Source organism: Kitasatospora sp. NPDC058063, from assembly GCF_042885395.1.
Lineage (GTDB): Bacteria > Actinomycetota > Actinomycetes > Streptomycetales > Streptomycetaceae > Kitasatospora > Kitasatospora lactacystinica.
In genome coordinates, this window is record NZ_JBHVSD010000027.1 from 1 (window position 1) to 15,451 (window position 15,451).

Below are 15,451 nucleotides of genomic sequence, written 5' to 3' on the forward strand. Positions count from 1 at the left end.
TCGAACCACGCGGCCCCATCGAGACCGAAGCAGCCCGCCGCCTCGCCGACGACCTCAAGAACGAGTGATCACCCGATTACCCAACACTTTCTGAGCCGGGTCGGGCCGGCCGGCCGGGCGGTCCGGTCGGGGCGGATCGGATCGGTCGGGCCGCCACGGCCCTACCGGACCGCTACTCCTCCTCCGCCCCCACCCGCCAGGCGTTCGGCGGCGACGCCAGCTCCTCCAGCTCGATCCCCGCCGCCGCCAGCACCACGTCCCCCGCCAGGTGCACCACCTGCTGCTCGCCCGTCTCCAGGTCCGCCACCTGGTACCGCTCGACCAGCAGCGGCCCGGAATCCGTCTCGTGGGTGTCGACGCCCTCCAGCAGCCACCCCTGGTCGAGGGTGCGCGGAGCCAGCACCGGCTCGGTGAAGGCCACCAGCCGCACCCGCGCGCTCGCCCCCTCCCCCAGCCTCAGCAGCCGGGCGGTGGCGACCAGGAAGCCCGGCGACCGGCCGGTGAAGGCGTGCGCCCGGTCGTGGCCCTCCGCCGCGTGCTCGCCGCCGGGGTCGGCCGCGTCGGTGCGGACCCAGGCCACCCCGTCCACCGCTCCGCCGCGCACCTGCCAGCCCCCGGCCCGCAGCTCCATCCGCAGCGGCCGGGCGCGCGAGTCCAGCGTGAGGTCGGTGCTGCCGAGCACCCGGCCGTCCGGCGCGTAGGTCTTGGAGACGTACCGCCACCCGGCCGCCCCGGGCGCGCAACTGAAGCGCTCCTCCCCGAGCGGGACGTGGTCATGAGGGTCGTGGAGCGAGTACCGGCCGTTGGGCATGCCGGAAAGCCTACGTGCGCGCCGCGCGTGCAACCTTCCGGCCGGTGCCCGCATTAGAGCGGCGGACGGCGCGGCTGTGCGTCGCCACCACGACGAGAGGGGGTGCGGATGGCGAAGCGGACGCGGGACGCGGAGTTCACGGAGTACGTGGCCTCCAGGAGCGGCTGGCTGCGCAAGGTCGCCTATCTGCTGTGCGGGGACTGGCACCGGGCCGACGACCTGGTGCAGGAGTGCGCGACCAAGCTGTACGTGAACTGGTCACGGGCCGGCCGGGTCGAGAACCTGGACGGCTACGCCCGCAGGGTGCTGGTCAACACCTTCCTCGCCGAGCAGCGCTCGTCCTGGTGGCGGCGGACGTCGCGGACCGCGACGCCGGTGGACGTCGCCTCGGTGGGCGCCGACCTCGACGTCCAGCTCGACCTGCGCAGGGCGCTGGCCGCGCTGCCGCCCAGGCAACGGGCCACCGTGGTGCTCCGGTACTACTGCGACCTCACGGTCGATCAGACCGCCGAGGCGATGCGCTGCTCCTCGGGCAATGTGAAGAGTCAGACCTCGCGCGCTCTCGCCACCCTCCGGACGACGCTCGCCGCTCGCCCCACCACCGCCGAGAGGACGTCATGAGGACGCACGAGCAGCGTGATCTCACCGCCCGGCTGGGTGCCCTCGCCGAGACCCCGGCGCCGCCCGCCGCGCTCGACACCTCGGCGGTGATCGCCCGCGGGCGGGTCCGGCTGCGCCGCCGCCGGCAGGCGCTGATCGGCGTGGTGGCCGGGTCGACCGCCGCCGTGCTGGCCGGCGTGCTGCTGCTGCGCCCGGCCGGCGGGCCTCCCGCACCGGCCGTCCCCGCGCCGACCTCCCCGGCCTCGCCCACGCCGTCCCCGACCGCCACCCCGACGCCGACGGCGTCCACCGGCCCGCTGAGCGCCGAGGCCCGCTTCGGCTGGCTGCCGCCGTGGCTGGCCCGACCGGCCGTCGGCTACGCGAACAGCAACGGACGGTCCGTCACCACCGCGGCCACCACGACCGCCGTCGAGAACGCCGTCCCCGCCCTGAAGCTGGAACTGCTGCGCGGCCCCGGCGAGTCCCTCGCCCCCGGGGTGCACACGGTCGCCGCGCCCGCGGTCGCCGGCCGGGAGGCCCAGTGGCTGGTCACCGACGCGTCGGGAGTCCCGGTCGGCCTGCGCTGGATGACCGCCTCCGGTCGCTGGGCCGACCTGAGGGCCACGCTGTGGATCGGGGCGAAGGTCAAGGAGGACCTGCTCAGGGTCGCGGCCGGCGTCGAGTTCGGCGGCCGCGACGTCCCGTTCCCGGTGCGGCCGACCGGCGTGCCCGCCGAGCTCAAGGCGCGGAACATCGAGGTCCACCGGCCCTCGAAGGACACCGAGCCCCCGTGGAGCGCCATCCTGTCGTACACCGTCGACGGGAAGTGGCTGAGCGTCACCGTCCAGCCGGAGAGCTTCGGGGTGTTCGTCGACGGCAGGCCGGACGGCGGCACCCCGGTGTGCCGCGTCGACAAGGGCGTCCGGCTCTGCGCCAACGGGACGGCCGCGGGGAGCCCGCCGGTGCAACAGGCCGGCGGACTGGCGGGCCTGCTCGGCCGGTTCACCGTGCTCGGTGCGGACGAGGCCTCCTGGACGGCGACGGGGCCCGCGGACCCGCCCCGCTGACGGGAACGGCCGACGAACCTGCCGGCGGAGCGGCCGACGGGCCCCGCAGACGCCGCAAACGCCGGCGGCCGGCGCCCCCCGAGGGGAGGGCGCCGGCCGCCGGACGGTTCACCGATCAGTAGCGGTACTGCTCGGCCTTGTACGGGCCGTCGACCGGGACGCCGATGTAGTCGGCCTGGTCCTGGGTCAGGGTGGTCAGCTTCACGCCCAGCGCGTCGAGGTGCAGGCGGGCGACCTTCTCGTCCAGGTGCTTCGGCAGCACGTAGACGCCGATCGGGTACTGCTCGGTCTTCGTGAACAGCTCGATCTGGGCGATCGTCTGGTTGGCGAAGGAGTTGGACATCACGAAGGACGGGTGGCCGGTCGCGTTGCCCAGGTTCAGCAGGCGGCCCTCGGACAGCATGATGATGGTGTGGCCGTCGGCGAAGCGCCACTCGTGGACCTGCGGCTTGACCTCGGTCTTCACGATGCCGGGCAGCTTCGCCAGGCCCGCGATGTCGATCTCGTTGTCGAAGTGGCCGATGTTGCCGACGATCGCCTGGTGCTTCATCTGCTCCATGTGCGAGGCAAGGATGATGTCCTTGTTGCCCGTGGTGGTGATGAAGATGTCCGCGATCGAGACGACGTCCTCCAGGGTGGTGACCTGGTAGCCGTCCATCGCGGCCTGGAGCGCGCAGATCGGGTCGATCTCGGTGATGATCACGCGGGCGCCCTGGCCGCGCAGCGACTCGGCGCAGCCCTTGCCGACGTCGCCGTAGCCGCAGACGACGGCGACCTTGCCGCCGATCAGGACGTCGGTGGCGCGGTTGATGCCGTCGATCAGCGAGTGGCGGCAGCCGTACTTGTTGTCGAACTTCGACTTGGTGACGGCGTCGTTGACGTTGATGGCCGGGAACAGCAGCTTGCCGTCACGGTGCATCTCGTACAGACGGTGGACACCGGTGGTGGTCTCCTCGGTCACGCCCTTGATCGTGGCGGCGACCTCGGTCCACTTGTTCGGGGTGTCCTTGAGGGTGCGGTTGAGCAGCTCCAGGATGATCCGGAACTCGTCGTTGTCCGCGGTGGACGGGTCCGGCGCGGCACCGGCCTTCTCGAACTCGACGCCCTTGTGGATCAGCAGGGTGGCGTCGCCGCCGTCGTCCAGGATCATGTTCGGGGTCTTGCCGTCAGGCCAGGTCAGGGCCTGCTCGGTGCACCACCAGTACTCGTCCAGGGTCTCGCCCTTCCAGGCGAAGACCGGCACGCCCTGCGGGTTCTCCGGGGTGCCCTCCGGGCCGACGGCGATGGCCGCGGCCGCGTGGTCCTGGGTGGAGAAGATGTTGCAGGAGCACCAGCGGACCTCGGCACCGAGCGCCGTCAGGGTCTCGATCAGGACGGCGGTCTGCACGGTCATGTGCAGCGAGCCGGTGATGCGGGCGCCGGCCAGCGGCTGCGCCTCGGCGTACTCGGCGCGGATCGCCATCAGACCGGGCATCTCGTGCTCGGCCAGCTGGATCTCCTTGCGGCCGAACGGCGCCAGGGAAAGGTCGGCGACCTTGAAGTCACCGGTGATGTCGGTCGACATGCGTCTGCTCCTCGCTGATAGGGGTGGGGCCAAAGGTCCGGGCGTGCGTCGCGTGCGTCAGGCCGTACGGGTGCACGGCCACGCCGGAACAGCCGGGTCCGTGGTGGACCGGCTTCCCGTTGCGCAGCACAAACCGTCGGAGGACCTCTCTCCCTCGACCGGCGCACACCCTACGGGTGCGGACCGCCGATCGACCGCCATCAGCAGCGACGTTCTGGCTCTGGTGACGAATCTACACCGACGGCCCCGCCGGCCGTCCGCCGATGACCGATTTCGGCCCCCGGTCCGAGCGGCGCTCCAGCCGGGCCCCAGCGGCCCCGGCCGCGGGGCCGGGGCGGAGTTCAGTGCGCGTCGGCCGGGCCCGGACCACCGGGCGTGGCGGCCGGGTCGTCGCCCGCCGCGGCCTTCTCGGCGCTGTACACGTCGGGCTCCAGGTAGATCGCCCGGGCGATCGGGACGACCGCGCGGACCCGCTCCTCGGCCGCGTCGATCGCCTCCGCCACCCGGGCGGCGCTGTCCTCGGCGTTGACGGCGATCTTGGCGGCGACCAGCAGCTCCTCCGGGCCGAGGTGCAGGGTGCGCATGTGGATCACCCCGGTGACCGTCTCGCCGTCCACCAGCGCCTCCCGGATCCGCTGCACCGAGTCCTTGTTCGCCGACTCGCCGAGCAGCAGCGACTTGGTCTCCATGGCGAGCACCACGGCGATCACCACCAGCAGGACGCCGATGCACAGGGTGCCGACACCGTCCCAGACACCGTTCCCGGTGATCACGGTGAGCCCGACGCCGAACAGCGCGAGCACCAGACCGATCAGCGCACCGGTGTCCTCCAGCAGCACCACCGGCAGCTCCGGCGCCTTCGCGGTGCGGATGAACTGCACCCAGCCCTGCCGGCCCTTGGCCTTGGCGGACTCCCGCATCGCGGTGAGGAAGGACCAGCCCTCCATCACTATGGCGAAGACCAGCACGCCGACCGCCCAGCCCCAGGCGTCCAGGGTCTCCGGGTGGCTGATCTTGTGCCAGCCCTCGTAGATCGCGAACAGGCCACCGACGCTGAACAGCACGACGGCCACCAGGAAGCCGTACACGTAGCGCTCGCGGCCGTACCCGAAGGGATGCTCCTCGTCGGCCTCCCGGCGCGCCCGCTTGCCGCCGATCAGCAGCAGCACCTGGTTGCCGGAGTCGGCCACCGAGTGCACGCCCTCGGCCAGCATCGAGGAGGAACCGGTGAAGCCGAAGGCGGTGAACTTGGCCGCCGCGATCGCCAGGTTCGCGGACAGTGCCGCGATCAGTGCCTTGGTGCCGCCTTCGGTACTCATGCCTGCAAAGTCCTCACGGGTCGATCAGCTCGTCGAGCGCTTACCGTACCGGCCCGGAGGTTCCACCCGGCCGACCGTCTCAGGACTGCGCGGCGAGCCCCAGGTAGACGGCGGCGAAGTCGGTCAGCGCGACCAGGTCGGCCAGCGCGTGCAGCGGGTCCGGCCGGGCGCTCGCGTACTCGGTCAGCCGGACGTCGTGCGCGGCGGCCAGCCGGTGCGCCCGGCTCACCCCGAAGCTGCGCGGCCCCGCCTCCTCCTCCGGCACCTCGGCCGGGCCGTCCTGCCCGTCCTCGGCCGCCGGGCCGGCCGCGCCCGGGGCGTGCCGCAGCAGCAGCACCTGCAGGTGCAGCGGGTCCGGCTCCTCGACCCGGTCGCGGAAGAAGTCGTCCGGGTCGGCACCCGCGCCCAACTGCCCGGTGAACATGCCGCGGTGGGCGGTGAGCACCTGCGGCAGCGGGCCGGCCAGCGCCGGGCGCCCGGCCCGGTCGGCCAGCTGGGCGGCGAACCGGGTGGCGGCCGCCCCGGCGATCGGGCCCTCGGCCCACAGCAGCGGAACCGTCCCGGCCAGCCGGGCGGCCAGGCCCTTCGCCGGGTTGGTGTACGCGGCGGCGTCCGGGCGGCAGCGCACGGCGGTGGCGTCCAGCAGGTCGGCGACGGCCGGCAGCGCGTCGTACGGGAGCTGGGTGAGGCCGATCTTCTGGGCCAGCGCCAGCAGCGGGGTGAGGTGGGACCAGAGCGCCGCCGGGTCCTCGGCCGGCAGGTCCGGCTCGGCGGCCGCCACCGGCGCGAGGTCCTCGGACGACGCCGAGGCCACGAAGGGCAGCGGCAGGGCGCGCACCTGCAGAGCGGCCTCGGCCAGCGCGCTGCCGGCCGGGGCGGTGACGACGATCGCGCAGCCGCGCGCGTACGCCTGCTCGGCGAGGCCGACCAGGCCCTGCTCGCCGCCGTCTGCGGAGCTGATCACCAGCAGGTCCAGCGGGCCGGCCCAGCCGGGCAGCTGCCAGCCGAGCCCGGTGGTGAAGGCGGGCGGGGCGCCGGCCCGGTCGGCGCGCGGGGCGGCCGCCTCGGTCGGCGGCAGCGGGGTGACCAGGGAGGCCGTGCCGGCCAGCGCGGACAGCATCTCGGCCGCGGTCAGCGCGCTGCCGTGCCCGGCGACCAGGACGGACCGCGGCCGGCCGTCCGGCCGCAGCCGGTCGAGCCCGGCCGCCTCGGCCCGGCGCAGCGCGGTGCGGACCCGTGCGCCCGCGCCGGCCAGGGCCAGCAGGGCGCGGTCGTGGTCGGCACGCCGAAGGGCGGCCGGATCGTCGAGCAGGGTGTCGTCGAGCATGCGGCGAACCTCCGGCTGCGGTCCTCTGGGCGCGCGCTCCGCTGCGCGCCGGGCGGTCGGGGTGGGGCTTTCGCCCCGGGCAACGCCCCCAGCATCAGGCCGGGCGGCGGGCCTCGTCCACCAGGAGGACCGGAATGCCCTCGCGGACCGGGTACGCGAGGCCGCAGTCCGCGCCGGTGCAGACCAGCTCGGGCTGCTCCTCGGTGCCGCCCTCGACGAGCGCGGCCCGGCACTGCGGGCAGACCAGGATCTCCAGCAGGAAGGATTCGAGCTTCATGGGGCTCTCCAAAGTTCGGGGGTGGCACGGAGGTGCCCCGGCCGATAGGAAACCCTACCGGCCGGGGCACCGGGGCCCGTGATCAGGCTCAGCCGCGGACGACGGCGAGCACGCCGTCGCGCAGCTCGGCCATCTTCGCCGGGTCCTTGGCCTCGACGTTCAGGCGCAGCAGCGGCTCGGTGTTGGAGGCGCGCAGGTTGAACCACCAGTCCGGGCCGGCCACGGTCAGGCCGTCCAGCTCGTCCACCGTGGTGCCCTCGGCGCCGGCGAAGGCGGCGCGGACGGCGGCCGTGCTGGCGGCCTGGTCGGCCACGGTGCTGTTGATCTCGCCGGAGGCCGCGTAGCGGTCGTACTCGGCGGTGAGCGCGGACAGCGTGCCCGGCTGCCCGCCGAGCGCGGCCAGCACGTGCAGGGCGGCCAGCATGCCGGTGTCGGCGCGCCAGAAGTCGCGGAAGTAGTAGTGCGCGGAGTGCTCGCCGCCGAAGACGGCGTCGGTCTCGGCCATCTCCTGCTTGATGAAGGAGTGGCCGACCCGGGTGCGCACCGGCTTGGCGCCGAGCTCGCGGACCACCTCGGGGACGGTCCAGGAGGTGATCAGGTTGTGGATGACCGTCGGCTCGGCCTCGCCGGCGGCGCGGGCGCGGGCGATCTCGCGGACGGCGACCAGGGCGGTGATCGCCGACGGGGAGACCGGCTCGCCGCGCTCGTCCACGACGAAGCAGCGGTCGGCGTCGCCGTCGAAGGCCAGGCCCAGGTCGGCGCCGACCTCGCGGACCTTGGCCTGGAGGTCGACCAGGTTCTTCGGGTCGAGCGGGTTGGCCTCGTGGTTCGGGAAGGTGCCGTCCAGCTCGAAGTACATCGGCACCAGCTCGATCGGCAGGCCGTCGAAGACGGTCGGCACGGTGTGGCCACCCATGCCGTTGCCGGCGTCCACCGCGACCTTGAGCCGGCGGATCCCGGTGAGGTCGACCAGGCCCAGCAGGTGGTCGGCGTAGCCGCGCAGGGTGTCCTGCGCGGACAGCTCGCCCGGCTTCACGTCCTTGGCCGGGACGGTGACGGTGTCGTCCTCGGCGGTCCAGGACTCGACCAGCTCGCGGATCTCGGTCAGGCCGGTGTCCTGGCCGACCGGGGCGGCGCCCGCCCGGCACAGCTTGATGCCGTTGTACTGGGCCGGGTTGTGGCTGGCGGTGAACATCGCGCCGGGCAGGTCCAGCTTGCCGCTGGCGTAGTACAGCTGGTCGGTGGAGCACAGCCCGATCTGCACCACGTCGGCGCCGTAGGCCGCGGCGCCCTCGGCGAAGGCCAGGCTCAGCGCCGGGGAGGAGGGCCGCATGTCGTGCCCGACCACGATCGCGGACGCGCCGGTGACCTGCACGAACGCGGCACCGAAGGCCCGGGACAGGCTCTCGTCCCACTGGTCCGGGACGACGCCCCGGACGTCGTACGCCTTCACGAGCTGCTTGAGGTCGCGCACTGCGGCTCCACCCTGGTCTTAGGACTGATCACGGAACGTCTGGGCCACCGCGCGTCGGATCGACGGGCGCGGTGACGGTAGACGGGCAGCGTACCCGGGCCGGACGAACACTCCGTGCCGGGTTGGTCCCGATCAGGCACGATCCGCCCGGCGGACCCCGGTCCTCAGTTGTCGGGCGAGCGCAGGACCCGGAGGTGGCCGCGGCGGCCGCCCTCGGTGGACTCGCCCTCGGGGCCGCGGCCCTGACGGGGGTTCTGCGGGCGGGCGGCCTCGCGCACGGCGTTGGCCAGCGCCTCCAGGTCGTCGCTGCTGCGGCGCAGCGGCCCGGCCTCGGCGGCGAGCCGGACGACCTCCCAGCCGCGCGGGGCGGTGAGGCGCTCGGCGTGCTCGGCGCACAGGTCGTAGCAGTGCGGCTCGGCGTAGGTGGCGAGCGGGCCGAGGACGGCGGTGGAGTCCGCGTAGACGTACGTCAGCGTCGCGACGGCCGGCCGGCCGCACGCGGTCCGCGAACAACGACGTACAGAGCTCACGAGGGTGGACGGTACCGCACTCCTCGCCGGGGAGCGAAGACCGCCTGCCCGGAAGGGGTGCCGTGTCGCACCGCGGGCGCCGGGGCCGCGTATCCAACGCCCCGTGCGATTCCCGGCCGGAGTGGTCCACTTCCGACCGTCCAAGGACTACCCTCGGCAGTGATATGGACAGCTCCGCACCGCAGTCATCGACAGGCCCGGCGCGCCGCCCCCGGCACCGCGACCGGCACGGGCGGGGCCTGCGCGGCCCGCTGGCGCCGCCCCAGGTGCCGATCTCGCTCACCCGCTCCGAACTGTTCGACGACTACGTCCGCGAGTCGGTGGAGCGCCTCGAACGGCGTTGGCCGCAGTTGATCGAGGTGGAGTTCGCCGTCCAGGAGGTGCCGCTGCACGAGCCGGACGGCGCCGACGCCGAGGACGGCGTGCCGCTGGGGCGGGTGTCGCCGGGCAAGCAGGGGCACAAGAGCCAGATCGTGGTGTACCGGCGGCCGGTGGAGATCCGGGCGAAGACCCGGGAGGACCGCGCGGCGCTGGTGCACGAGATCCTGATCGAGCAGGTCGCCGAGCTGCTGGGGCTGTCCCCGGACGCCATCGACCCGCGCTACGACGAGGACTGATCCCCCCGGGGCGGCCCCGAAGTGCCGCCCCGTCGGCTGCTCAGCGCAGGACGACGCCCGGATCCTGGCCGGCCTGCGGGACCTTGACGGTGCTGCGGTCGTCGCGCAGCGCCTGGACGGTGAACATCGGCACGTCCTTGGCCGGCAGGGAGAGCATCCGGGCGGCCACCACCGGGCCGCCGGAGACGGTCTCCACGGTGAGCGCGAAGACGCCGTTCAGCCCGGCGGGCTCGGGCGCCGGGAGGGCGACCGTGCCGCCGGCCGGGACCTGGACCTCCTTGGTGGCCGGGGTGCCGCCGCCGCTGCCGGCCGAGGCGGTGACCCGGACGGTGGCGGCCTCGCCGCTGGAGGTCAGGTAGAGCGTGGAGGCGCCGGCCCGGTTGTCGGCGACAGTGGCGCGGGCTCCGACCGGGTTGCTGCCGGTGAGCCAGGCCGCGTCGGTCTTGCCGTTGGCCGCCGCCCGGTCGATCCGCAGTCCGGCCACGATCGGGGTGCGGTGCTTGTCGTCGCTGGGCGACAGGCGCAGCCCGGCGACCTCGTCGCGGGTGACCTTGCCGAGGTCGACGGCGGCCACCATGCCCGCCTTGACGTGGATCGACTCGTTGCCGGCCGGGCTGAACCAGCCGTTCTTGCCGGACAGCTGGATCTTCAGGTCGGCGTCGTCCTCCGGCGGCGCCCAGACCACCAGGCGGGCGGAGGCCGTGTCGGCGGGCAGGCCGGGCAGCACCTGGACGGGGGCCGGGTCGGCCGAGGCCGGGATCCAGTCCGCGCCCTTGCCGCCGTCGGCGGCGTGCAGCGCGGCGCCGACCCGTCCCGAGCGCACCACCACGTGCACCGCGAGGTCGGCGACCGCGCCCTTGCTGATGGTCGACAGCAGGACGGCCTGGGAGCTGCCGGGCGCGACGGTGATCCCGTTGGCCGAGTCGTTGTCGATCAGGCCCTTGTCGCCGTACAGCTTGATGTCCACCACCGCGGCGGAGGACTCGGTGTTGACCAGGCTGACGTAGTCGACCCGGTCGCCGGCGGTGCTGGCCCCGGCGAACCAGAAGCCGGTCCCGGCCGGGGCGCAGGTGAGGCCGGACAGGCCGAGGCCGCGCTGCTCGGTGACCACCGTGGTCTGGGTGACGGTGAAGCCGGGGGCGAGGGCGCCGGTGGCGACCGCCCCGGTGCCGGGCGCGGCGTCGCCGTTGGCGGCCGGGCCGGTGGCCGGGGTTCCGGGCTTGGACACCGTCAGCCGGGCGTCGGCGGGCGCCGCGTTCTTGTCCTGGGCGGGGGCGGCGGGGGCGCCCGAGCCGGTCGGGGCCGGGGCGGCGGGGGCCGCCGGGGTCGCCGGGGCGGCGGTCGGCTGGGCGGCGGGCACGGCCGGCGCGGCCGCGTCGGAGAGCCAACCGGCCCCGCCGGTGGCGGAGCCCGTCCCGGGCGGGGTGTAGGCGGTGAGCGTGGTCGAGCCGGTCAGGCTCTGGAGCGGCTGCGGGCAGACCACCGAGGTCCGCTCGACCTGCTCGGTGGTGGGGGCGGCTCCGGTGGCCGCCTTGGCCGGGGCGGCCGGCGGGCGCACCTCGGCGATCCCGAACACGGCCGCGAGCACCACGGCCGCGGCGAGCAGGGACGGGGTGGTCCTGGCCGCGCCGCCGGCCCCTGCGGACCCCCCGGCGAACGGGCTGCGGCTGCGGCCGGGCCGGGCGGCCGGGGCCGGCCCGGACGGCTCCGCCGCGAAGGCGGGCCCGGCCGGCCCGGCGGCCTCGCCGGCGCCGGACTTCTTCCTGAATGCGGGCTTCTTCATCGCGGGTCAGCTCCCCGATCCGTGCTGGTGCGGGTACCGGCCGGGGCCGTTGGGGTCGTTCGGGTCGTAGTAGGGCTCACCCTGCTGCCGGCCAGGCAGCCAGGGCTGCTGCTCCGGCTGCTGCTGGTGGCCGTCGTACCCGTGGGCGTCGTAGCCGTACGGCTGCTGCTGTTCGGGCTGGTACGGCTGCTCGTAGCCCTGCGGCCGGGAGCCGTCGTACCCGTGGTTCTCGTAGCCGTGGGCGTCGTAGCCCTGGCCGCCGTACGGTGCGGCGACCGGCTGCTGGGCCGCGTACTGGTCGTAGCTGTACGGGTCGGCCTGCTGGTACGCCTGGTACGGGTCGGTGTACTGCTCGGCGTCCTGGATGGCGGCGGCCGCCTGGACGGCCCCGGTCACCGGCTCGCCGGCGGGCTGCGCCGGGATCGCGCCCGGCCGGTCGTACACCCCGGACTCGTCGGCACCGCCCTCGGCGCCGTCCGCGCCCTCGCCGCCCTCGCCGCGCTCGGCCATCCGGCGGGCCCGGCGGCTGCCGGGGGCGGGGGCCTGCGCCTGGGCGGCGGCGGCCAGCGCGGCGGCCGCGACGGCCTCCTCGGGCAGGTCGTCGTCCTTGTGGCTGCGGCGGCCGGGCAGGGCCAGCACCAGGATGGTGAGGCCGAGCAGCACCTGGGCCCAGATCCAGCCGGTGTGGGCGGCGCCGCCCTCCCGGGTGACGGTCAGCTTGCCGCCGGCGGCCGGGAGCTTGAAGCCCTGCGCCCAGCCGTCGACCGTGGTGGGCTCCAGCGCGGTGCCGTCCACGGTGGCCTTCCACTCCGTGGCGGCGGACTCGGCGAGCCGCAGCACCCGGCCGTCCGGACCGGCCGGGACGGTGGTGGACAGGTCGCGGGCCCCGGACGGGACGACCACCGGGTTGGCGCCCGGGGCGGTGATCACCGCGCGGACCGCGGGGGTGCCGTTGACCTGCCAGAGCGCGGCGGCGCCGTCCTGGTTGGCCTTGACCAGGCCGGGGGTGGTGTCCAGGACGTCCTTGAAGACGTCGATCACCGGCTGCTGGACCAGCACGTAGGCGATGCCGTAGCCGGCCAGCGCGCTCGCCTGGTCGGCGCCGGAGCCGGCCAGCAGGCTGCCGACCATCTTGTTCAGGCCGTCCTGGGTGCCGGTCGCCGGGTCGACGGTGGACTCGGCCTGGCCGAGCGTCAGCCCGGCGCCGCGCAGCACGGTGTAGCGGACCGCGCCGCCGCTCTTCTCCCCGGTGACGACCAGGGTGCGGGCCCGGTCGGTGGTGCCGGCCTCCTCGGCGATGAACGCGGGGACCTGGTCGGCCTGGCCGCGGTGCAGCGGGCCGCCGGCGCCGGTCAGCGCCCACCACAGGCCGGTGCCCAGCGGCGCCAGCACGGCCGTGGCCACCACCAGGGCGGCCACCGGCTGGCGCCAGCCGAAGGCGATCCCGGCCACGCGGGCGTTGGCGCCGTCGGCGCCGATCGCGGCGGCGGCCAGCAGGGCGATGCCGGCGATCAGGGTGGCCGGACCGGCCCAGGCGGGCACCGCCGGGCCGCCCGAGGCCGGGGTGACGGAGGTGCCCGCCACCGCGACCGAGAAGACCAGGCCGGCACCGGCCGCGCCCCAGGCGACGAGCACCGCGCGGCGGCGGTCGGCGCGCAGCAGCGCGGCCAGCGCGGCGAGCACGACACCCGCCGAGAGCCAGATCGGCGGCACCCCGGCGCCGCCCGGGTTGACCAGCAGCAGGCCGGCCGCGCTCGCGCCGCTGCCGTGCAGGCCGGGCAGCCCGGCCTCCAGCAGCAGCCGCTGCGGGTGCGACAGCACCGCGAGCGACCACGGCGCCAGCACCACGACGGGCACTGCCAGGATCACCAGGACGCGCAGGCCGAGCAGGCGCAGCGCCGCGCCGCCGGAGCCGAAGGGGCCGCCGCGCAGCACCGCGACGACCAGCATCGCCAGGCAGAGCGGCACCGCGAGCGCCCAGGTCAGCGGGACGAAGGCGGTGGCCAGGGTGAGCAGCAGGACGGCCATCCAGACCGGGCGCCAGCCCGGGCGGGCGCCCTTGGCGGCGCTCTCGTCCCGGATGCCCAGGCCGGCCGCGATGGCGGCGGCGCGGGCCAGCGGCGGCAGCAGCACGGCGAGCACGGCGGTGCCGATCCGGCCCTGGGCGAGCGCGCCGGTCGCGGCGGGCAGCAGCGCGTAGGTGGCGCTGGCCCAGGCGCGGACCACCTTGGAGTCCAGCAGCGGCCGGGACACCAGGTAGGCGCTGACCGCGGACAGCGGGACGGCGAGCACCACGATCAGGGTGAGCGCGAGGTCGGCGTGGTCGAAGAGCAGCCAGGAGAGCACGGCCAGCACGCCGAGGTACGGCGGCGCGGCGGCGGTGGAGCCGGTGCCGACCGGGTGCCAGGCGTCCGCGTACATCGACCAGAGGCCGCCGGCCCCGTCGGCCGCGGGCAGCAGGGCGCCGCCGAACAGCTCGCCGCTGCCGAACAGGCCGCGGCAGGCGATCAGGGCGAACACCAGCACGGCCGCGAACAGCACCGGCGCCGGGCGCCGGGCGAGCTTCTTGAGCAGCGCGAACTGCTCGACGACCAGGTCCTCGGCGTCCTCGTCGCCGCCGGCCTCGGCCGAGCCGTGCCGGCCGCTGTCGTCGCCGCCCCCTATCCCGAGCGAGCCGACGACGCCCTCGACCGCCAGCCGGGTGGTGGCGCCGGGGGCCGGGAAGAGCGTGCGGTCGTCCAGGGCGTCCGCCGCCCGGGACCGGGCACGGCGCTTGCGCGCGGCCAACAGCCGTGGGAAGCGGACGAGTTCGTGGCCGAGGCCGGCGAGTTCGTCGAAGGCCTGGCGCGGGTCCTTGCCGAGCAGGTTGGTGACGGCCCGCAGCAGGGTGCCGAGCACCAGCCGCAGCAGGACGTAGGGGAAGAGCACGCCCTTGCAGTTGGCGAGCAGGGTGTAGACCGCGCCGGCCTTGTCCACCCGGTGCGGGTGGGTGGGGCCGCAGTCGATCGCGCGGCGCTCGCGGGAGGACGCCTCGGCGTGCCGCAGCACGGCGTCGGGGGCGACCACCACGCGGTGGCCGGCGGCGTTGACCCGCCAGCAGAAGTCGGTGTCGTCCCGCATCAGCGGGAGGGCCCGGTCGAAGCCGCCGAGCTCCTCGAAGACGTCCCGGCGCACCAGCATGCCCGCGCTGGAGACGGCGAGCACCGGGCGGACCTGGTCGTGCTGGCCCTGGTCCTGCTCGCGGCGGTCCAGGCCGGTCCAGCGGCGGCCGGAGTGGGCGATGGTGACGCCGACCTCCAGCAGCTGGCGGCGGTCGTACCAGCTGCGCAGCTTGGGGCCGACCACGGCGGCGCTGGGGGTGGAGTCGGCGACCTGGAGCAGCCGGCGCAGCGCGTCGGTCTGCGGTTCGCAGTCGTCGTGCAGCAGCCAGAGCCATTCGACCGGCCGGGTCTCGCGGGGGCCGCCGCGGCCGAGGTCGTCCTCCTGGGCGAGCGGGTCGCCGAAGTCGTCCCAGCCGCCGGTGACCGGGTCGTAGCCGGAGGGGTCGAGCCGGTACGGCAGGTCTTCCGGACGCAGGGGCGCGCTGCTCGACACGGCCTCGGCGACGGCGGTGCCGAAGCCGGCCCGGCGGCCGAGGACCAGCGGGCCGCTGTCCGGCAGCCAGTCGGCGAGGGTGTCGGCGAGCAGTTGCGGAGAGTTGTCGGTGGATCCGGTGTCGACGGCGAGGATCCGCTGGACCTGGCGGTCCTGACCGAGCAGGCCGGCCATGGCCTGCGGCAGCCAGCGGGCGCCGTCGTGCGAGACGATCACGGCGGTGACCAGGTGGCGCGGGTAGGCGGGCGGCCGGGAAGCGGTGGAGCCGCTCTGGTGGCTGTAGACGGTCATCGCGTGCGCGGGCCCCAGTTCTCGGTGGACACAGCCGGTGAACGGCAACCGGATGGCGCACCACACTAACGGCTCCGGGTGGCCGCTTCGTCCGGGGTGTGCGTGCGGAGACCGTGAAGGGGGCCCCGGGAACACGAAAGCGCCCCACCACCGCGGTGAGGCGCCCGTACGACTGTGCGGCTGTCCGTCGCTGTCGA

General features: G+C 75.1%; 12 protein-coding genes. 3 read left to right on the top strand and 9 right to left on the bottom strand.

Annotation, left to right across the window (positions count from 1 at the left end):
• Positions 1-172: 172 nt before the first annotated feature.
• Positions 173-811, bottom strand: coding sequence for a hypothetical protein (locus ACFVUY_RS34785; protein WP_387695683.1), 639 nt, complete (start codon positions 809-811; stop codon positions 173-175).
• A 108-nt stretch (positions 812-919) separates the two neighbouring features.
• On the opposite strand from ACFVUY_RS34785, the gene ACFVUY_RS34790 reads away from it, so the two are divergent.
• The gene (locus ACFVUY_RS34790; RefSeq protein WP_387736295.1) at positions 920-1,432 is read left to right on the top strand and encodes a SigE family RNA polymerase sigma factor; all 513 of its coding nucleotides are present in this window, start codon (positions 920-922) and stop codon (positions 1,430-1,432) included.
• Positions 1,429-2,478: a hypothetical protein gene (locus ACFVUY_RS34795; RefSeq protein WP_387736297.1), complete on the top strand. Its 1,050-nt coding sequence runs from the start codon at positions 1,429-1,431 to the stop codon at positions 2,476-2,478. The genes ACFVUY_RS34790 and ACFVUY_RS34795 overlap by 4 nt, the downstream gene beginning before the upstream one ends.
• A gap of 115 nt (positions 2,479-2,593) precedes the next feature.
• Here the strand turns inward: ACFVUY_RS34795 and ahcY are convergent, their stop codons facing one another.
• From ahcY to ACFVUY_RS34825, 6 genes are all read right to left on the bottom strand, one after another.
• The gene (ahcY, locus tag ACFVUY_RS34800) at positions 2,594-4,042 is read right to left on the bottom strand and encodes an adenosylhomocysteinase (RefSeq protein WP_387695685.1); all 1,449 of its coding nucleotides are present in this window, start codon (positions 4,040-4,042) and stop codon (positions 2,594-2,596) included.
• A 341-nt stretch (positions 4,043-4,383) separates the two neighbouring features.
• Entirely contained in the window at positions 4,384-5,361 is a 978-nt protein-coding gene (locus ACFVUY_RS34805; RefSeq protein ID WP_387695686.1) for a cation diffusion facilitator family transporter, read from the bottom strand.
• 79 nt (positions 5,362-5,440) lie between these two features.
• Positions 5,441-6,688, bottom strand: coding sequence for an SIS domain-containing protein (locus ACFVUY_RS34810; protein WP_387736299.1), 1,248 nt, complete (start codon positions 6,686-6,688; stop codon positions 5,441-5,443).
• Positions 6,689-6,782: 94 nt separating this feature from the next.
• Complete coding sequence (locus tag ACFVUY_RS34815) at positions 6,783-6,965, bottom strand: Trm112 family protein (protein ID WP_049659271.1); 183 nt, start codon at positions 6,963-6,965, stop codon at positions 6,783-6,785.
• An 88-nt stretch (positions 6,966-7,053) separates the two neighbouring features.
• The gene (locus ACFVUY_RS34820) at positions 7,054-8,439 is read right to left on the bottom strand and encodes a phosphomannomutase/phosphoglucomutase (RefSeq protein ID WP_387695688.1); all 1,386 of its coding nucleotides are present in this window, start codon (positions 8,437-8,439) and stop codon (positions 7,054-7,056) included.
• A 164-nt stretch (positions 8,440-8,603) separates the two neighbouring features.
• On the bottom strand, positions 8,604-8,969 hold the full coding sequence (locus tag ACFVUY_RS34825; protein WP_359910076.1) for a DUF3499 domain-containing protein: 366 nt from the start codon (positions 8,967-8,969) through the stop codon (positions 8,604-8,606).
• A gap of 164 nt (positions 8,970-9,133) precedes the next feature.
• On the opposite strand from ACFVUY_RS34825, the gene ACFVUY_RS34830 reads away from it, so the two are divergent.
• Positions 9,134-9,586 (top strand): metallopeptidase family protein, encoded by a 453-nt coding sequence (locus tag ACFVUY_RS34830; protein WP_359910079.1) that lies wholly within the window; start codon positions 9,134-9,136, stop codon positions 9,584-9,586.
• Positions 9,587-9,626: 40 nt separating this feature from the next.
• Here the strand turns inward: ACFVUY_RS34830 and ACFVUY_RS34835 are convergent, their stop codons facing one another.
• Positions 9,627-11,369, bottom strand: coding sequence for a DUF5719 family protein (locus tag ACFVUY_RS34835; protein ID WP_387736300.1), 1,743 nt, complete (start codon positions 11,367-11,369; stop codon positions 9,627-9,629).
• Positions 11,370-11,375: 6 nt separating this feature from the next.
• Positions 11,376-15,254, bottom strand: coding sequence for a glycosyltransferase (locus ACFVUY_RS34840; RefSeq protein ID WP_387736301.1), 3,879 nt, complete (start codon positions 15,252-15,254; stop codon positions 11,376-11,378).
• Positions 15,255-15,451 lie beyond the last annotated feature (197 nt).